The 16,558-nt window shown below is 40.4% G+C and carries 14 protein-coding genes; 9 read left to right on the plus strand and 5 right to left on the minus strand.

Going from position 1 to position 16,558, the window contains the following annotated elements; all coding sequences use genetic code 11:
* Positions 1-115 precede the first annotated feature (115 nt).
* A complete protein-coding gene (locus L6C30_RS13055; protein ID WP_236163215.1) occupies positions 116-784 on the minus strand; it encodes a hypothetical protein in 669 nt (222 codons plus the stop codon).
* 488 nt (positions 785-1,272) lie between these two features.
* On the opposite strand from L6C30_RS13055, the gene L6C30_RS13060 reads away from it, so the two are divergent.
* From L6C30_RS13060 to L6C30_RS13070, 3 genes are all read left to right on the plus strand, one after another.
* Positions 1,273-1,953, plus strand: a complete 681-nt coding sequence (locus L6C30_RS13060) for a DUF305 domain-containing protein (RefSeq protein ID WP_000680279.1) — start codon at positions 1,273-1,275, stop codon at positions 1,951-1,953.
* 90 nt (positions 1,954-2,043) lie between these two features.
* Positions 2,044-2,382: an ISC system 2Fe-2S type ferredoxin gene (gene fdx, locus L6C30_RS13065; protein WP_001124186.1), complete on the plus strand. Its 339-nt coding sequence runs from the start codon at positions 2,044-2,046 to the stop codon at positions 2,380-2,382.
* 80 nt (positions 2,383-2,462) lie between these two features.
* Positions 2,463-2,651, plus strand: coding sequence for a heavy-metal-associated domain-containing protein (locus L6C30_RS13070; RefSeq protein ID WP_075316352.1), 189 nt, complete (start codon positions 2,463-2,465; stop codon positions 2,649-2,651).
* Positions 2,652-2,863: 212 nt separating this feature from the next.
* Here the strand turns inward: L6C30_RS13070 and cueR are convergent, their stop codons facing one another.
* On the minus strand, positions 2,864-3,322 hold the full coding sequence (gene cueR, locus L6C30_RS13075) for a Cu(I)-responsive transcriptional regulator (protein ID WP_001020605.1): 459 nt from the start codon (positions 3,320-3,322) through the stop codon (positions 2,864-2,866).
* Between the two features lie 10 nt (positions 3,323-3,332).
* Positions 3,333-5,819, minus strand: coding sequence for a heavy metal translocating P-type ATPase (locus L6C30_RS13080; RefSeq protein ID WP_036595798.1), 2,487 nt, complete (start codon positions 5,817-5,819; stop codon positions 3,333-3,335).
* A 120-nt stretch (positions 5,820-5,939) separates the two neighbouring features.
* Between L6C30_RS13080 and L6C30_RS13085 the strand changes: the two genes are divergently transcribed.
* A complete protein-coding gene (locus tag L6C30_RS13085) occupies positions 5,940-6,254 on the plus strand; it encodes a helix-turn-helix transcriptional regulator (protein WP_023187988.1) in 315 nt (104 codons plus the stop codon).
* A 224-nt stretch (positions 6,255-6,478) separates the two neighbouring features.
* On the opposite strand, the gene L6C30_RS13090 is transcribed toward L6C30_RS13085, so the two are convergent.
* Positions 6,479-8,167 carry a hypothetical protein gene (locus L6C30_RS13090; RefSeq protein ID WP_023187987.1) on the minus strand — a complete coding sequence of 563 codons (1,689 nt, stop codon included), beginning with the start codon at positions 8,165-8,167 and terminating at the stop codon, positions 6,479-6,481.
* Positions 8,168-8,207: 40 nt separating this feature from the next.
* Positions 8,208-9,212 carry a cation diffusion facilitator family transporter gene (locus L6C30_RS13095; protein ID WP_023187986.1) on the minus strand — a complete coding sequence of 335 codons (1,005 nt, stop codon included), beginning with the start codon at positions 9,210-9,212 and terminating at the stop codon, positions 8,208-8,210.
* A 450-nt stretch (positions 9,213-9,662) separates the two neighbouring features.
* Between L6C30_RS13095 and L6C30_RS13100 the strand changes: the two genes are divergently transcribed.
* The 5 genes from L6C30_RS13100 (at position 9,663) to L6C30_RS13120 (ending at position 16,482) form a co-directional block, all read left to right on the plus strand.
* Positions 9,663-10,844: an efflux RND transporter periplasmic adaptor subunit gene (locus L6C30_RS13100; RefSeq protein ID WP_023187985.1), complete on the plus strand. Its 1,182-nt coding sequence runs from the start codon at positions 9,663-9,665 to the stop codon at positions 10,842-10,844.
* Between the two features lie 3 nt (positions 10,845-10,847).
* Positions 10,848-14,012, plus strand: coding sequence for an efflux RND transporter permease subunit (locus L6C30_RS13105; RefSeq protein WP_008942230.1), 3,165 nt, complete (start codon positions 10,848-10,850; stop codon positions 14,010-14,012).
* Positions 14,009-15,490, plus strand: coding sequence for an efflux transporter outer membrane subunit (locus L6C30_RS13110; RefSeq protein ID WP_120364228.1), 1,482 nt, complete (start codon positions 14,009-14,011; stop codon positions 15,488-15,490). Before L6C30_RS13105 ends, L6C30_RS13110 begins: the two co-directional genes overlap by 4 nt.
* A 76-nt stretch (positions 15,491-15,566) precedes the next feature.
* The gene (locus L6C30_RS13115) at positions 15,567-15,950 is read left to right on the plus strand and encodes a hypothetical protein (RefSeq protein WP_008942232.1); all 384 of its coding nucleotides are present in this window, start codon (positions 15,567-15,569) and stop codon (positions 15,948-15,950) included.
* Positions 15,951-15,960: 10 nt separating this feature from the next.
* Positions 15,961-16,482 (plus strand): nuclear transport factor 2 family protein, encoded by a 522-nt coding sequence (locus tag L6C30_RS13120; RefSeq protein WP_236163216.1) that lies wholly within the window; start codon positions 15,961-15,963, stop codon positions 16,480-16,482.
* Positions 16,483-16,558 lie beyond the last annotated feature (76 nt).

Genomic DNA, 16,558 nt, shown 5'->3' on the forward strand with positions numbered 1-16,558 from the left:
AAGTTGATGTTTAAATTCAGCTGTGAAGGTTCGACGGGGCTTTTTTAGCGTTGGTGCACTGTCTATAACTGTCTTTAAATCCATAAATAGGTGTCCACTTAAATTTAAGTGGACACTATCGCGGTATTAATGAGTTAGAAAAAGTGGGGTTCAGCGGACGCTTACAATAAAGGTGCTTTTGTTGTTGGTACTCATATGTTTCTACCCAATGAGAGGGTACAACATCTACATCCCGAGGAAGTGATCCACCTGTTAAAGTTATAGATTTAGCACCAGTAGTATCAATTGTTACGGCAGGATATGCTTGTCTTAATTCATAAGTGCACGCGTTCCTGAGTTCTCTTAATATTTTTATATCATCATGACGTAAAGTACCTAAATAACCCTCTGTACGATAATGTGATTTGTTAAGTACAAGTAAATCAACATCACTTACACCTTTGATATGAATATTTAGGGGAACTGACCCTTGTAATCTGTATTCTGTGACAATGTTATGATTATTTAGTAGCCTAGGCTCTAATTGTTTTTCAATTCTTTTAGCAGTTTCAATACTGATTTCTGTGTAACGTTTACTAACTTCTTGCATTGCTCCTACTGCATAACGGATAGATGGTTTGTCTGATACAATCTGCCATTTTTCTATTGTACGTTTTAATTCATCAAACTCATTAAATGAAGTTACGCCTGCTGTTACACTATCAAAAGCATTGTATGTAAGGTCAGTACCTTTTCGTCTTTTCTCTAATCTGTTCAATCTTTTATAAAAATCAATTTCAGACATTGTGAAACTCAAAAAATAGTAGTTATGGTTAAAATAATTATACCTTAATAATTATTTTAAGGTTTTAATAAATAAGGTTTTATTGTCATAAATGCTCAAATTTAAGATGGGAAGTAAGATAATTTTTAAGTATAAAGTTTGAGAATGTTTGTAGTCTTTTGTAGTGCATCCAATAGTCAAATAAATAATTGTGAAACCATGAAGACACATATCACATTGATATTTATATAAAAATATTATTTGTGATTGGAGGTGATTTTTTTAATTCTATTGATTATTGTGACTCACTACGGAGTTAATTGTCTTTAAGTATTTGTTTTTAATTGTTTTATTCTTTTAATTATTTTTATTTGATTAGGTGTTGACCTTACCATAATTGGAAAGAATAGAGTTGCTACATCAAGGGTAATGATGTACCTGATATGAAAGAATAACTTCCGAGCTTATTACCCATTATTTTTTCATAATTGTAGTAAGAGGATAACTCCATGAAACACTTTGTTCCAATGTTAATGATCGGTGCGATTGTATTTAGTGCGGGGTGTTCCTCTTCTGACGCTCCAAAGGAAAATTCAATGAGTGAGAATAAACATGAAAGCCATTCAATGCACCATGATATGAATGGTTCAGCTAAAACAGATAATCCATCTACAAATGCCTATATGGAAGTAAATACTCGTATGCACAGCGGAATGGGTATTGATTTCACGGGAAATGCAGATACTGACTTTATGTTGGGTATGATTCCTCACCATCAGGGTGCGGTTGATATGGCAAAAGTAGTTCTTCAATACGGTTCTGATCCAGAAGTGCGTCAGCTTGCCGAGAACGTTATCTCTGCCCAAGAGTCAGAAATCAAGATGATGAATGAATGGTTGGCAAAAAACAAAAATCATTCTGGCAGCAAAAATGAAGATAGCCCATCAACTCAAGCATATATTAAGATCAATGATGAAATGCACGCAGATATGATGGTTCCATTTACAGGAAATGCTGATGTTGATTTCATGAGAGGCATGATCCCCCATCATCAAGGTGCAATTGATATGGCAAAAGTAGTTCTTCAATATGGTTCTGATCCAGAAGTACGCCAGCTTGCTGAAGATGTTATCTCTGCCCAGGAATCAGAAATCAAGATGATGAATGAATGGTTAAGTAAACATAAGTAGATACTTCTCTATTCGATATTCTTTTAAATGAGGGGCTTTTTAAAGCCCCTTGTTTTATCTATAAATTTGATGAATTGAGGATTATGTTATATGCCAAAAATTATAGTTATTCCGCATGAAAAGATTTGTCCAGAGGGTGCGGAACTTGAAATTGAAAGCGGAAGTAATTTATGTCGAAGTTTATTGGATCATGGCATTCCCATAGAACATGCCTGCGATTTATCAGGTGCATGTACAACATGCCATGTTGTTCTGAAAAAAGGGTTCGACAGTTTAGAAGAAATGGATGATGTAGAGGCGGACTTACTGGATCGTGCCTGGGGGCTTACGGCCCAATCAAGACTATCTTGCCAGGTTAAGGTCCAAGATGAAAACTTGGAGGTAGAAATACCTAAGTACACAGTCAATTATATATCTGAGGGACATTAATTTTACTTTTAATGCTTGACCTTACAATTATGGCAAGGTTTATATTAAACACATCCTGAATAGTAATAGTGGAGTTAAATATGGAATTTCATGTTGAAGATATGACTTGTGGTGGCTGTGCCCGTGCGGTAACCAGAGCAATTCAAGCAATAGATGCCAATGCAAAGGTCATCACCGAACCACCCAATCGTAGTGTAAAAGTTGAAACAACTGCAACACAGCAGCAAATCGTTGAGGCTTTAACCGAGGCTGGTTTTCCTCCTCGTTAAAAACGGACGAAATGATAAAGCGACTCTCTATTGAGTCGCTTTTTTGTGGGCAATGAATTATAAGCTCAATATTTAGGAATGTTTGTGATGTTAAATTAGCAGTTATTTGACAATGTAAGTATCTAAAAGAAATGACATATTTTAGTTCATAGTTATAAATATAAAAAATAGGGAGAAGTAAAATTAATTTTACTTCTCCCTATATCCTATTGCTATTTCTTTCGGGTTAAAGGTGAAACGGAAAGCAGGTCGTTATGATGGTGAACGTCCTTTATTTCATTGTGAGGTTCTTGCAAGCCTTCAAGAATCGGACAGTCGGGTCTATTATCACCAGCACAACAGTCGATTAAGTCCTTGAGGGTATTCGCCATTTGCTGTAGGTCATTGATACGTTCTTCCAGCTTTTCACTATGACCCTGAGCAAGGCGTTTGACATCAGCACTCTGTCTACCGCGGTTATTCCATAAATCAAGTAAGTCTGATATTTCTGCTACTGAAAAACCGAGTTCACGACTTCGCTTGATAAACTTTAAACGTTCAACATCATTTGCTGAGTAAGAGCGATAACCTGCATTATTACGTCCCGCAGCAGGAATTAGGCCAATCTGCTCATAATAACGAATCATCTTGGCGGTAACTCCCGAAGCTTTAGAGACTTTACCAATGTTCATCATATCCTCCTTAGCCTTGACTGACGGATGGTGGCTGGAATCGACGTAAACGTAATGCATTGCCAAGTACAAATACACTGGACAAAGCCATTGCTCCTGCTGCAAAGATTGGGGACATCAGTATTCCATAGGCTGGGTACAATATACCAGCAGCAACAGGAATCAACATGGTGTTATAGGCAAATGCCCAGAATAAGTTCTGGTGAATATTACCAATCGTTGCTTTGGACAAGGCAATCGCATTGGCAACACCTTGTAAGTTTCCTGACATTAACACGACATCGGCAGATTCAATTGCAACATCTGTACCTGTACCAATCGCAAGTCCGACATCAGCTTCAGCCAAAGCGGGTGCATCGTTAATCCCATCACCCACAAAAGCGATATTGCCGTATTTTGCTTTCAGCTCTTTAACCGCACTGACTTTACCCTCTGGTAGAACTTCAGCAATCACTTCATCAATACCCAATTGTTTGGCAATTGCCCGAGCAGTACGAGCATTGTCACCCGTCACCATTGCTACCTTGAGACCTAATTGGTGTAGAGCCTTAATCGCTGCTGGCGTTGTGGTTTTGATTGGGTCAGCAACTGCAATAATTCCTGCCAGTTCACCATCGACAGCAACATAAAGTGGTGATTTACCCTCATCACCCAGACGCTGAGCTGTGGCAACAAATGGAGCAACATCAATACCAAGTTGAACCATATAACGGTCTGCACCAATATTGATTTCTTCATTACCATTGATGGTTGCACAGACACCCATGCCTGTGACTGAATCAAACGTATCAACTTTAGGTAAAGTCAGGTTTTCACTTTTTGCCGCATCAACAATTGCTTTAGCAATCGGATGTTCAGAACGGGATTCAACAGCCGCAACCATGCCTAGGACATAATCACGCTCAAAGAATTGAGTCACTTCAAAGTCAGTCAGTACGGGATGACCCTCTGTTAATGTCCCTGTTTTATCGACTGCAACAACTTTGGCATCCTTTAACAGTTGTAAGGCTTCGCCTTTGCGGAACAGTACTCCCAACTCTGCACCACGACCTGTACCGACCATAATTGAGGTTGGTGTCGCCAATCCCATTGCACAAGGACAGGCAATGATCAACACTGCCACCGCATTAACCAATGCAAAAGTTAAGGCTGGTGATGGACCAAAAATCAGCCAGACCAGGAATGTAAGCACTGCGGCAATCATCACCGCAGGGACAAACCATAAGGTAACTTTATCCACCACAGCTTGAATCGGCATTTTAGAACCCTGTGCTTGCTCAACCAAACGAATGATTTGAGCCAGCATAGTTTCGCCACCCACCGCCACAGCGGTAAAGGTCAACGTGCCATTCTGGTTAATGGTGCCGCCTACCACATCACTGCCGATGCCTTTCTCAACAGGGATTGGTTCACCCGTAATCATGGATTCATCAACAAAACTTTTTCCATCAGTGACTTGACCATCGACAGGGATTCTTTCACCTGGTTTCACAATGATAATGTCATCTGCAACCACTTGGTCTAGTGCAATATCTACCATTTGGCCATCGCGTAAAACATGGGCAGTTTTGGCCTGTAAGCTGACTAAACGCTGGATTGCTTCAGATGTTCGCCCTTTGGCTTTTGCTTCAAGAAAACGACCCAGTAAGATTAATGCCACAATCACCGCAGCAGCTTCGTAATATACATTTACCGTTCCTGTGGGAAGGATGTTGGGTATGAATGTGGCAACAATAGAAAATAGGTAAGCTGCTAATGTACCAACCGCAACCAGCGAGTTCATATCAGGTGCTAAACGGAGTAATGCAGGCAAACCTTTTAGATAGAATCTTCGTCCTGGAATAACTAAAACCAACGTGGTCAGGATGAATTGTAAATACCAGCTATTCTGCATCCCAATAGTTTGATCAATCAGTTGATGAACACCAGGGATAAGGTGAGATCCCATTTCCAAAATAAATACAGGCAAAGCCAATAGGGTTGCAAGAATCAAATCACGCTTAAGTTCAGCACGTTCTTGATCTTTTTTCTCAAGCAGCTCTGTCTGGTCAGGAATAGAAGCTTGAATTTCTGTGGCATCGTAACCAGCTTTATCAATTGCGGTAATCAAGTCATCGACATTTGCTGAACCACTGACCGTTGCACGCTCAGTCGCAAGATTGACATTGGCCTCTTTTACACCTGCAACGGCTTTAAGGGCTTTTTCGACACGACCTACACAACTAGCACAGGTCATGCCTTTAATTGATAATTCAATATTATTTGCGGGCACGTCATAACCTGATTGTTCAATGGCATGAACCAGTACCTGACGATCCACAGGCTGATCAAGTACAATATCTGCACGTTCTGTCGCTAGATTGACCGAGGCAGACTGTACACCATCAACTTTTTTGAGTGCTGTTTCAACACGCCCAACACAGCTGGCACATGTCATCCCTTCAATTTTTAATGTAACTTTCATATTATTAGAAAGCTTATCTGTTGCCTTTCCCATAAGATATACCTATAGTGCTTACCCAATTATTAAGAGCATAAACCTTGCCATTATGGGAAGGTCAAGGGTAGAATATGTAAACATATATATTTTCTAAATAATAGGAATTTAAGTATTAGTATGAATTTTAATAATCACCCGATACCATTATCTCAAGATGAGATTATGTCTTTAGCTGAAACATTTCGGCTATTAGGTGATGCTTCACGACTTAAAATTCTACTTTTTTGTATGCGGGGGCCTAGTTCAGTAGGTGAAATCAGTGATGCTCTTGATTTATCCCAATCTTTAGTCAGTCATAATCTTCGTTTATTGCGTTCAGCTCGTTTAGTCAAAGGCGAAAGACAATCTAAACAAGTATTTTATGAGATTGATGATTTACATGTTAGTCAGGTTTTATTAGATATGGCAAGTCATATTAGTGAGGAGCACTAATTTATAGTAGTACGTAATGTATTGCAAAAATATCTAAATTAAATAACTTTAAGGGGAAAGAGGGTTATAGGAATTCTTTATTTTTATTACTCTAAACAAGAAATATATCATGCATTTATTTAAGTTATCAGTATCATCTACAAAAAGTTAAGATCAAGGGCATATAATTAAGAAATGTCTAGCTATATGCCTTGATATCTATTTGAGGAAAGTGCTATCTGTTTTTAACAGCAACTTGTAGTGTTATCTTCAAATGCACTTAATCGGCAGAAACAGGATGCTTCAATATTAATATCAGCCGAGGCAAGTGCTATATCACGTTGCAGCGAAATATCTCGAGCTTCTTTCTCTAGACCTAGTTTTGCTAAACACTCATAAAGTCCATGAAGACTCCATACATTGTTAGGGCGAATTCGGCGACGTCCAAGGTCACCTTCTAGCCCCAGTTCAATCCGATATTCTTGGGCTGCTACTTCAAAGTTTCCTTGTTCCATATTAAGTGCGCAGAATGCATGCCGAACTGGTTGTAACCAAGCTGGAGGATCACAATAAGGAAGAGCATCTTCTAATTTAATGCCTTCTCGCAAGATTGCGAATGCTTCTTTCGTATTACCTTTACGATACTCAATTTCGCCATGAATCATTTTGGCAGCAATTTTTAAAGCTTCGACCTCTTTAACAGGTATAGAGTTAAAGCGCTCTTCTGATACATTAGCTACTGCTTTTATAAAAGACTCTCTTTCTTTTTCGGCCTCTTTAACTCTTCTTAATGAAGCAAATGCTATGCCTTTTGCGTAGTGAATCATTGCGGTTGTGGAACTATATAGACCTTTATCTTTAGGTAGCTCAAGTTTCAGAATATCTTCCCACATGCCAAATCTAATCATAACATGTGGTAGTGTTGTGCAATGGCTTTCAGTTAAATTAGCCATTGGCGGTGTAGTGATATGTAGTACTTCGGGTGTTAAAATGTCATTGATACGATGAGCCATAAATAACGCTTCCTGTGATTTACCTGCCATCATTGCACCATAAGCACCTACCATTAAATTATGAACGCGATACAAGATATTCCAACCACCTGGATTCTTTTCTCTAGAAAAATATCTTTCATCGGCTGCGATTGCATCAAGATTAGAATAAACCACTCGACGCCAATCTCCGCATGCATTATCAATATGTGTGGACATATGGGCTAAATGTGACCCATCAGGTGATAAATTACGAAGGTTATCAGCAGCTGGCAATGCAACTTCAGGATAAGGTGACATTTCCATTAAATGTATATAGAGATGATTAATTACAGGATGACGATTTGCCCCAGGTTTAGTGAAAGCAACTTCAAGCACGTTTCTAGCTTCAACTGTACCTAAACCTATGGCTTCACCGGTATCTAAATCCCACAATTTACGAGGGCTCAAGCACATGAGTGCATCTGCAAACATTGCAGCTGCATCAAGATCATTAGAATATTTTTCATAAAATGATCTCATAGCTTGAGCATATGCAAAATTCAGCTCATGAAAGTCTTGTTCATCTATAGTCACGTGTTTTGGAAAGCGTGGAGCAAGGGCATCAATTAAATCTTTCTCAAATTGTGTCGCATTATGAGTCGCTGCTAACTTTGCTTGTTCCATAATTTCATTAATATATGGAATGGTATTCTGTAAGTCTGAAGGATCAAATAAATGCCAAGCTTTATTGTAATTTGGACCAGATGCAAAGGCGATGCCCCAATAAGCCATTGCGCATTTTGCATCATGTTCTAGAGCTTTCTTAAAACAATTTATGGCTTCACTCGGATTGAAACAATATGTCCATAATAAGCCACGATCAAACCAAAGTTGAGTATCAGGAGATGACGTAGTTATTTGACGCTGGTAATCTCCTAAATTGTAGTATTTATCAGACATTAAAGTCTCCTCATCAGTGAATAACAATAAAGATTTAAGGTTAGTGATTATGTCCAGCGTGTGGATCAATTTGAGTTGGGTTTTCTAAGCTACAAGTACTATTGCCTTGCCAATCAATGGCTATAGTTGGATGTTCAATAGAAAATTTGGATTTTAGCTCATTCTCAATGTTGAGAGTTAATGTCGCGAGGTCAACTCCATCTTTGGGTTTGACATGCAACGTTGCCATAGATCTACCTGATGTAATCATCCAAATATGTATATGGGTAATTTTTTCAATACCACTTACATTTTTCAAAAGATATTCAGTGATCTCTTGGGCATTAGCATTCTCAGGAGCACCCTCAAGTAAAATATGAAGAGTACGTTTAAATAAAGACCATGCGCTGCGTAGTACAAGTAAAGAAACTAGAACAGATAAAATTGGATCGATAGGAGTCCAGCCTGTGTACCAAATCACTATGGCAGCAATAATTGCTCCAACAGAGCCGAGTAAATCGCCCATTACATGGAGAATAGCTCCTTTAACATTGACATGTTCTGTATCGCCTCTTGTTAAGTACCATAAAACAAATAAGTTAACGAGCATACCTATAATAGCAACGATAAACATCGGTCCTGCCATGACAGGTTGAGGTGATTGAAAGCGTTCAATAGCCTCATAAATAATCCATCCAACGATTGCGAATAATGTAAGAGAATTCATTAAGCCAGCAATAACTTCGAATCGCATGTATCCAAATGTTTTTGAATTATCTGCAATGCGGCGACCGAAACGAAAGGCAGCATAAGCTAAACCTAAGGCAACGGCATCTGTAAGCATATGCCCTGCATCAGCCAGAAGTGCGAGTGAACCAGAGATGATTCCTCCAGTGGCTTCTACAAGCATGAACCCGAAAATGATAAAAAACGAAATCAGAATTTTTCTTTCGTTTCCGTTACTCACATCAGGAACATGTGAATGATCATGACCTTCATGCGAATGATCATGACCTTCATGCGAATGATCATGACATTTATGATTGTGATCGCGTTGATTACTCATGTATAAAAACCTAACATGTATATATTTTTACATATGAATATATGCTCATATGTAAAAATTGTCAAATTTAATTTATTAATTTTAATATAATCAATGGCATGTGCCATTTTTGAGCTAATAGGGAATCAAATTTTCTAAAGTAATACTGTTTTTACTTATTCTAAGAGAAATTTCTACTTAGGATAAAATGAATAATTTGACAGTCTAATACTGGAGGGATATTGCATGAATTTAATTTCCATAGACGGAGGTATGTTTTATAAAGCTGAAAAAACGGACTATTAAACTTATAGAAATTCACTTTTTAATAATTCATATAAATATATGTTCATTTGTATAATCTATTCAGATCACCCTATTGACCTTCCAATTATTGGAAACATTAGCATGTGTGCAACTGCTACAGAAACCTATCCAGAGTGATGTAGCTTTGCATAAAAGGTGAATATCATGAAAAAACGAATGACAGCGGTTGCTGTAGCAGTAGTGATTGCTATCTCAGGTGGTCTGCTGTACACAGCAAAAAATATATCGGATCAACCCAAGCAACAAGCTAGTTCAGCTCAAATGCCTATTCCTCAGGTTCCAGTTGCGGAAGTAATTACACAAGAACTTAATCCAACTGCCGAATATACAGGCTACTTATCGGCACCACAAAGCGTTGAAATCAAGTCCCGAGTCGGTGGTGTCATTAATAGTGTTAGTGTTCCTGAGGGCAGTTATGTTCGTAAGGGACAGGTATTATTTAAAATTGATCCTGCACCTTTTCAGGTTGCTCTGAAGACAGCCCAGGCACGACTGAAAGCAGCAGAGGTTCAGTATAGCCAGGCTGTTCTGGATTTTAACCGGGCAAATAAACTGGTCGAAAGTGGTGCCGTCTCCAATAAGGTTTATGACGATGCACTGGCAACCAAAAATAACCGTCAGGCTCAAGTACAGGAGGCTCAGGCAGCCGTCAGTGCAGCGAAGCTGGATTTATCTTATACCAATATTACAGCACCGATTTCAGGACGTATTGACCGTGTTCTTGTCACCAGTGGTAACTTGATTGCAGGTGGAAATACAGGCAATGCCACAGCCTTAACCACCATCGTTTCAGTCAATCCGCTGTATGTTTATTTTGACCTTGATGAAAAAACCTTTCTCAATCTAAAGGGACAAAATAAATCTGGACAATTCAACTTGCCAATCGAAATGGGATTGGCAAATACAGAAACTTATCCTTATACAGGGAAATTAAACTTTGTAAGTACTCAAATTGACCAGCGTACAGGGACGCTACGGGTTAGGGCATCTATTACCAATGATTCAGGTGAATTAGCACCAGGTATGTTTGCCAGAGTTAAGCTGACCACTGGAAATAAACAGTCCACCATTCTGATAGATGATCAGGCGGTGGGTACAGATCAGGGCAATAATTTTGTTCTGGTTCTTGGTTCGAATAATACGGTTGAATTTAGGCCTGTAACACTTGGCTCGGTCGTTGATGGATTGCGGATTATTAGCAGTGGTCTGCAAACTGGCGATAAAGTCATTATTAAAGGGCTGGTTCGCCCAGGAATGCAGGTCAAGCCAAATATCGTTCCAATGCAAACGCCTACTCCGACTGAAAGTGCCGCACAGGGGAAATAAGCCATGAAGAATTTCCCTCATTTCTTTGTTAATCGGCCAATATTTGCGGTCGTGATCTCTGTGCTGATCGTCATTCTCGGTGCTTTATCACTGTTTAAACTGCCATTGAGTGAATATCCAGCCATTACACCACCGACTGTACAGGTCATGGCAAGTTATCCTGGTGCCAACCCCAAAATCATTGCCGAGACGGTTTCCTCCCCTCTGGAACAAGCCGTGAACGGTGTTGAGAACATGTTGTATATGAGTTCTCAAACCGCAGCCGATGGCAAGATGGTACTGACCGTCACCTTTAAACAGGGTACAGACCCTGATAAAGCACAGATACAGGTACAAAACAGGGTTTCTCGTGCATTGCCACGCTTACCTGAAGAAGTTCAACGCATTGGTGTGGTCACTGAAAAAACCTCACCCGATATTCTCATGGTCATCAATTTGGTGTCATCCAACAAGAATCATGATCCACTATATTTGTCCAACTATGCACTGTTAAATGTGCGTGATGAGCTTGCACGTTTACCAGGTGTTGGAAATATCGAGATTGGTGGTGCTGGTGAATATTCGATGCGTGTCTGGATTGATCCTGAAAAAGTGGCTGCCCGTGGTTTAACCGCCAATGATGTGGTTGCAGCCATTCGTGAACAAAACATGCAGGTTGCTGCGGGTTCTGTTGGTCAACAACCAAATACAACATCGGCCTATCAAGTTACTGTTAATACGCTGGGACGTTTAACCACTGAAGAGCAATTCAGTGAAATCGTGGTTAAAGCTGGTGACACTGGACAAATCACACGCCTGAAAGATGTTGCACGAATTGAACTGGGTTCTGATGCTTATACCATGCGAGCTTTACTGGATGGTAAGCCAACATCTGCCTTACAAATCTTTATGACACCAGGTGCCAATGCACTCGATGTTTCAAGTGAAGTCCGTGAAACGATGGCAGAATTGAAGAAAAGCTTCCCTGACGGTGTGGATTATAAAATTCCTTATGATCCAAATATTTTCGTAAAAGCTTCTTTGAAATCAGTCATTACCACTCTGTTAGAAGCCATTGCACTGGTTGTGCTTGTTGTCATCCTGTTCCTGCAAACATGGCGTGCATCCATTATTCCTTTAATTGCCGTTCCCGTTTCACTGATTGGTACGTTTGCAATTATGTATTATTTCGGCTTCTCCCTAAATACATTGACCTTATTTGGACTGGTACTGTCGATTGGTATTGTGGTCGATGATGCAATTGTGGTGGTGGAGAACGTAGAACGGCATATTGCATTAGGCGAATCACCAAAAGAAGCTGCCCGTAAGGCAATGTCTGAGGTGACAGGGCCAATTATCGCGATTACTGCGGTTTTATCTGCTGTATTTATTCCATCGGCATTTCTTACAGGATTGCAGGGTGAGTTCTATCGCCAATTTGCCTTGACCATTGCGATTTCAACCATCTTATCTGCAATCAACTCTTTAACACTTTCACCAGCTTTAGCAGGTATCTTGCTTAAACCACATCAAGCTGGAAATAAAAAACGTGATTTAACCGAACGCTTATTTGGTTGGTTCTTTAGAGGATTCAATCGGTTCTTTGATAAGGCATCGGACAAATATGTAGGTGCAGTCCGCAAGGGGGTACGTTTAAGTGCCATCATGCTGATTTTGTATGTAGGTTTTCTTGGCCTAACTTGGTTAGGTTTTAACAAAGTGCCGCAAGGCTTTGTTCCTGCACAGGACAAGTATTATCTAGTTGGTATCGCCCAGTTACCTACAGGCGCATCTTTAGACCGCACAGAAGCTGTAGTTAAACAGATGACGGAAATTGCACTGAATGAACCTGGTGTGGAAAGCGTCATGGCATTCCCAGGCTTTACACCAAGTGGTCCAGTCAATGTACCAAACTCTGCCTTGATGTTTGCCATGCTTGATCCATTTGAGGCTCGTCAGGACCCCTCATTATCAGCAGGAGCAATTGCTGGAAAATTAATGGGTAAATTCAGTCAGATTCCTGACGGATTTGCGGGCATCTTTCCACCACCACCAGTACCTGGCTTAGGTTCTATGGGCGGATTCAAGCTACAAATTGAAGATCGGGCTGGTTTAGGCTTTGAAACACTGGCACGTGTACAGGGCGAGATTATGGCGAAAGCCTCTCAGACGCCTGAACTTGTCGGTATGCTTGCGAGTTTCCAGGCAAATGCTCCACAGATTGAAGTTGATATTGACCGTGTAAAAGCGAAGTCACAAGGTGTACCACTGACCGATATTTTTGAAACACTACAAATCAATCTGGGGTCAATCTATATCAATGACTTTAATCGGTTTGGTCGTACTTATCGTGTAATTGCTCAGGCAGATTCCCCATTCCGTATGCAACCAGAGAACATTAATCTGTTAAAGGTGAGAAATGCAGCGGGAGACATGATTCCGCTTTCGACCTTTGTCACGATTAAGCGTAGTTCTGGCCCTGATCGTGTTATGCACTATAACAGTTTCCCATCAGCCGATATTAGTGGTAACGCTGCATCAGGTTATTCATCTGGTCAGGCAACTGCCGCAATTGAAAAAATTGTGCAGGAAACATTGCCACAAGGTATGACCTATGAATGGACCGATCTGGTCTATCAGGAAAAGAATACAGGCAATACTGCGGTCATGGTTTTTGCTCTAGCAATTATTTTGGCGTTCCTTTTCCTTGCAGCTCAATACAACAGTTGGTCAATGCCTTTTGCAGTATTACTTATTGCACCAATGGCCTTGTTATCTGCGATTGTAGGTGTTTGGGTAACTGGTAGTGATAACAACATCTTTACCCAGATTGGCTTTGTTGTTCTGGTGGGACTTGCTGCAAAAAATGCCATCTTAATTGTGGAGTTTGCCCGAGCCAAAGAGGATGAGGGTTTGAATCCTTTTGATGCAGTACTTGAAGCAGCCCGATTAAGATTACGCCCGATTCTAATGACCTCAATTGCATTTATTGCTGGTGTGATACCACTGGTATTAGCCACAGGTGCTGGTGCAGAAATGCGTCATGCCATGGGTATCGCTGTTTTCTCTGGAATGCTGGGCGTGACAATCTTTGGTTTGCTGTTTACACCCATTTTCTATGTCGTCATTCGTAATTTTATTCTGCGTAGAGAACAGGCCAAAGCACTGGTACAGGAGGGTTCAAAATGAAAAATTTAACACTTCATTTAAACCGATACACCTTCCTCAAGAAAATGAGTGTACTAACCACTGCCACTATTCTTGCAGGATGTTCAATGGCACCCATATATGAGCGACCTGTCTCTCCTGTGTCGGAACACTATCCAACAGGAGAGGCTTATCCAGGGCTGCAAGTGAACAATGGAAAGCAAACAGTCGCAGCCGATATTGGCTGGCGTGACTTTTATACCGATCCTGTCTTGCTCCAACTCATCGATCATGCATTGAAAAACAATCATGATTTTAAGGTGACAGCTTTAAATGTTGAGGCGATAGAAGCACAGTATCGTATTCGTCGTGCTGACCGTTTACCACATGTGAGTGTTACCGCAGAGTCAGCCAGTCAGCGTTTACCGTCTGATCTTGCTTATAACCCCCGCATGTATCAGGTTGGTGTTACTTCGGTCGCATGGGAAATCGATTTATGGGGCCGAGTACGCAGTCTGAGTGATCAGGCTTTACAGAACTATTTGGCTTCTAAAGAGGTCCAGACAGCATCACAGTTAAGTCTGGTATCCGCAGTTGCTAATGCTTATCTGGTCTATAAGGCCGATCAGGAAACGTTAGGTTTAACCAAGGCGACTTTGGCGACACAGCAGAAATCCTATGACTTGACCAGGAAACTTGTTGATGTTGGTAATGCAACCCGATTTGACTTACGTCAAGCTGAAATAGGACTGCGCACAGCACAAATCAATTATGCAAAATTCTTGCGTATTACTGCACAGGATCGTAATGCTCTGGTGTTACTTCTGGGTTCGCCATTAACACAGGAACTTGCGGTCCAATTGGACCAGTCCCCAAAAATTCCTGATCAGGTTGTCATACAGGATATACCAGTTGGTTTACCATCGGATCTACTTCAACGTCGTCCAGACATTCGTGCCGCAGAACATAAGCTTCAGGCTGCGAATGCAAACATTGGAGCAGCCCGTGCAGCATTTTTTCCATCCATTACCCTAACGGGTTCGGCGGGTACGGCAAGTTCCAGTCTGGATAATCTATTTAATGCAGGTACAGGTGCATGGAGTTTTATGCCCAAGATTAACTTGCCCATATTTAGTGCAGGTTTAAATCAGGCAAATCTGGATCGCTCACATATCATGAAGCAGATTGAAGTCATCAACTATGACAAATCTATTCAAACAGCTTTTCGTGAAGTTGCTGATGGGCTGGCTGGCAAATCTACGCTAGATGAACAGATCAAATCGCAGCAGCAAATGATTGCGGCCAGCCAGGATGCTCATAAGTTGGCAACCTTACGTTTTGATGCTGGTGAAGATAATTATCTCGCAGTCCTCGACTCACAACGAACACTGTACGCATCTCAGCAGGCACTTATACAGACCCGCCTGGAACGCCTGAATAATCAGGTCAACCTCTACAAGGCATTAGGTGGAGGCTGGAATGAACATACCGTACAGATTGAACGTAAATCTTTGAAATAGCACATCGATGGAGTTCATCTTTTGATGGAAAGAGATGAATTCCTGACAAGATGAAACAGAATATGAGGTCATATAAATGAAATTTATTATCCATGATATAGAAAACTTCCCATTTGTTGAGTTTAAGCAAGATCAGGCAGTTCCAGGTTATTCACCTCAATGGCAGTTGGAAATGCAGGAATTCTTGGAAATGAGCAGTCCGTTTGTGATTGTTTATGATCAATTATCAATGCAAGAAACACCTGAAGACTTTAAACAACGTGGTCTTTGGCTTAAAAACCATAAAGATGAACTTAATCAGTTATGTAAGGCAATTATCTGCATTGAACCTGATCAGGAAAAAAGAGTTGCCATCAGAAAGATGACGGAAATGGCTGTAAAGGCATTTGGCATTCCTTATGAAATCGTCAATACCAGGGAAGACGCCGAACGGATTGTGGATGAACTTATTCAAGTCTAAGGTGAATATGATGAACACTATTTATATCAATCAATTGAAGCAAGATGTTGATGGTCAAGGGAAAAAATCAAAGCCTTTTTTCATGACATTCTTACTCATTCTTATGACGTTAGGATTAGCTTCAATTTCGCATGCAAAAGCACCGATCAATACAGCTTTGGAAACCGTGGAGAGCTATCTTAATATCTGGAATGGTACGCAGCCAGATGACCTGACTAAAGTTCTTGACACGAATGTTGAGTATTTCAATACAAGTAATGAAGAAAACCGTAAAGGTACAGCATCTGTAATTGAGGTACCCAAGTTTTTATTAACAGTCATTCCTGATCGGAAGATGACGCTTACATCCCCGCCACTCATTGTTGGTGATAAGGTTGCTGTCGAATGGCAGCTTCAGGGAACCCTCAATAAAAAAGACCAGTCTGGTAAAAAAGACGCAAAAGTAATCACTTTTAAAGGTGCTTCATTTTTTGAGGTTAAAAATAATAAGATTATATGTAAGCGTCCGCTGAACCCCATGCCTATTTTTTAATTTGAGTTGGATTTCCAGCGATGTGGCAGTAATTCTTCAATCTGAGTCACTTTATGTGTCGGCAACCTTTTCAGCA

The organism is Acinetobacter sp. KAM396 (assembly GCF_021602765.1).
GTDB classification, from domain to species: Bacteria; Pseudomonadota; Gammaproteobacteria; order Pseudomonadales; family Moraxellaceae; genus Acinetobacter; species Acinetobacter towneri_A.

What these genes read in the sequence shown, in the direction of transcription:
- L6C30_RS13080 (WP_036595798.1), bottom strand. Translation starts at nt 5,819, where the DNA reads ATGGGAAAGGCAACAGATAAGCTTTCTAATAATATGAAAGTTACATTA.
- L6C30_RS13095 (WP_023187986.1), bottom strand. Translation starts at nt 9,212, where the DNA reads ATGAGTAATCAACGCGATCACAATCATAAATGTCATGATCATTCGCAT.
- L6C30_RS13070 (WP_075316352.1), top strand. Translation starts at nt 2,463, where the DNA reads ATGGAATTTCATGTTGAAGATATGACTTGTGGTGGCTGTGCCCGTGCG.
- L6C30_RS13105 (WP_008942230.1), top strand. Translation starts at nt 10,848, where the DNA reads ATGAAGAATTTCCCTCATTTCTTTGTTAATCGGCCAATATTTGCGGTC.
- L6C30_RS13055 (WP_236163215.1), bottom strand. Translation starts at nt 784, where the DNA reads ATGTCTGAAATTGATTTTTATAAAAGATTGAACAGATTAGAGAAAAGA.
- L6C30_RS13090 (WP_023187987.1), bottom strand. Translation starts at nt 8,167, where the DNA reads ATGTCTGATAAATACTACAATTTAGGAGATTACCAGCGTCAAATAACT.
- L6C30_RS13060 (WP_000680279.1), top strand. Translation starts at nt 1,273, where the DNA reads ATGAAACACTTTGTTCCAATGTTAATGATCGGTGCGATTGTATTTAGT.
- L6C30_RS13085 (WP_023187988.1), top strand. Translation starts at nt 5,940, where the DNA reads ATGAATTTTAATAATCACCCGATACCATTATCTCAAGATGAGATTATG.
- L6C30_RS13100 (WP_023187985.1), top strand. Translation starts at nt 9,663, where the DNA reads ATGAAAAAACGAATGACAGCGGTTGCTGTAGCAGTAGTGATTGCTATC.
- L6C30_RS13115 (WP_008942232.1), top strand. Translation starts at nt 15,567, where the DNA reads ATGAAATTTATTATCCATGATATAGAAAACTTCCCATTTGTTGAGTTT.
- cueR (WP_001020605.1), bottom strand. Translation starts at nt 3,322, where the DNA reads ATGAACATTGGTAAAGTCTCTAAAGCTTCGGGAGTTACCGCCAAGATG.
- L6C30_RS13120 (WP_236163216.1), top strand. Translation starts at nt 15,961, where the DNA reads ATGAACACTATTTATATCAATCAATTGAAGCAAGATGTTGATGGTCAA.
- fdx (WP_001124186.1), top strand. Translation starts at nt 2,044, where the DNA reads ATGCCAAAAATTATAGTTATTCCGCATGAAAAGATTTGTCCAGAGGGT.
- L6C30_RS13110 (WP_120364228.1), top strand. Translation starts at nt 14,009, where the DNA reads ATGAAAAATTTAACACTTCATTTAAACCGATACACCTTCCTCAAGAAA.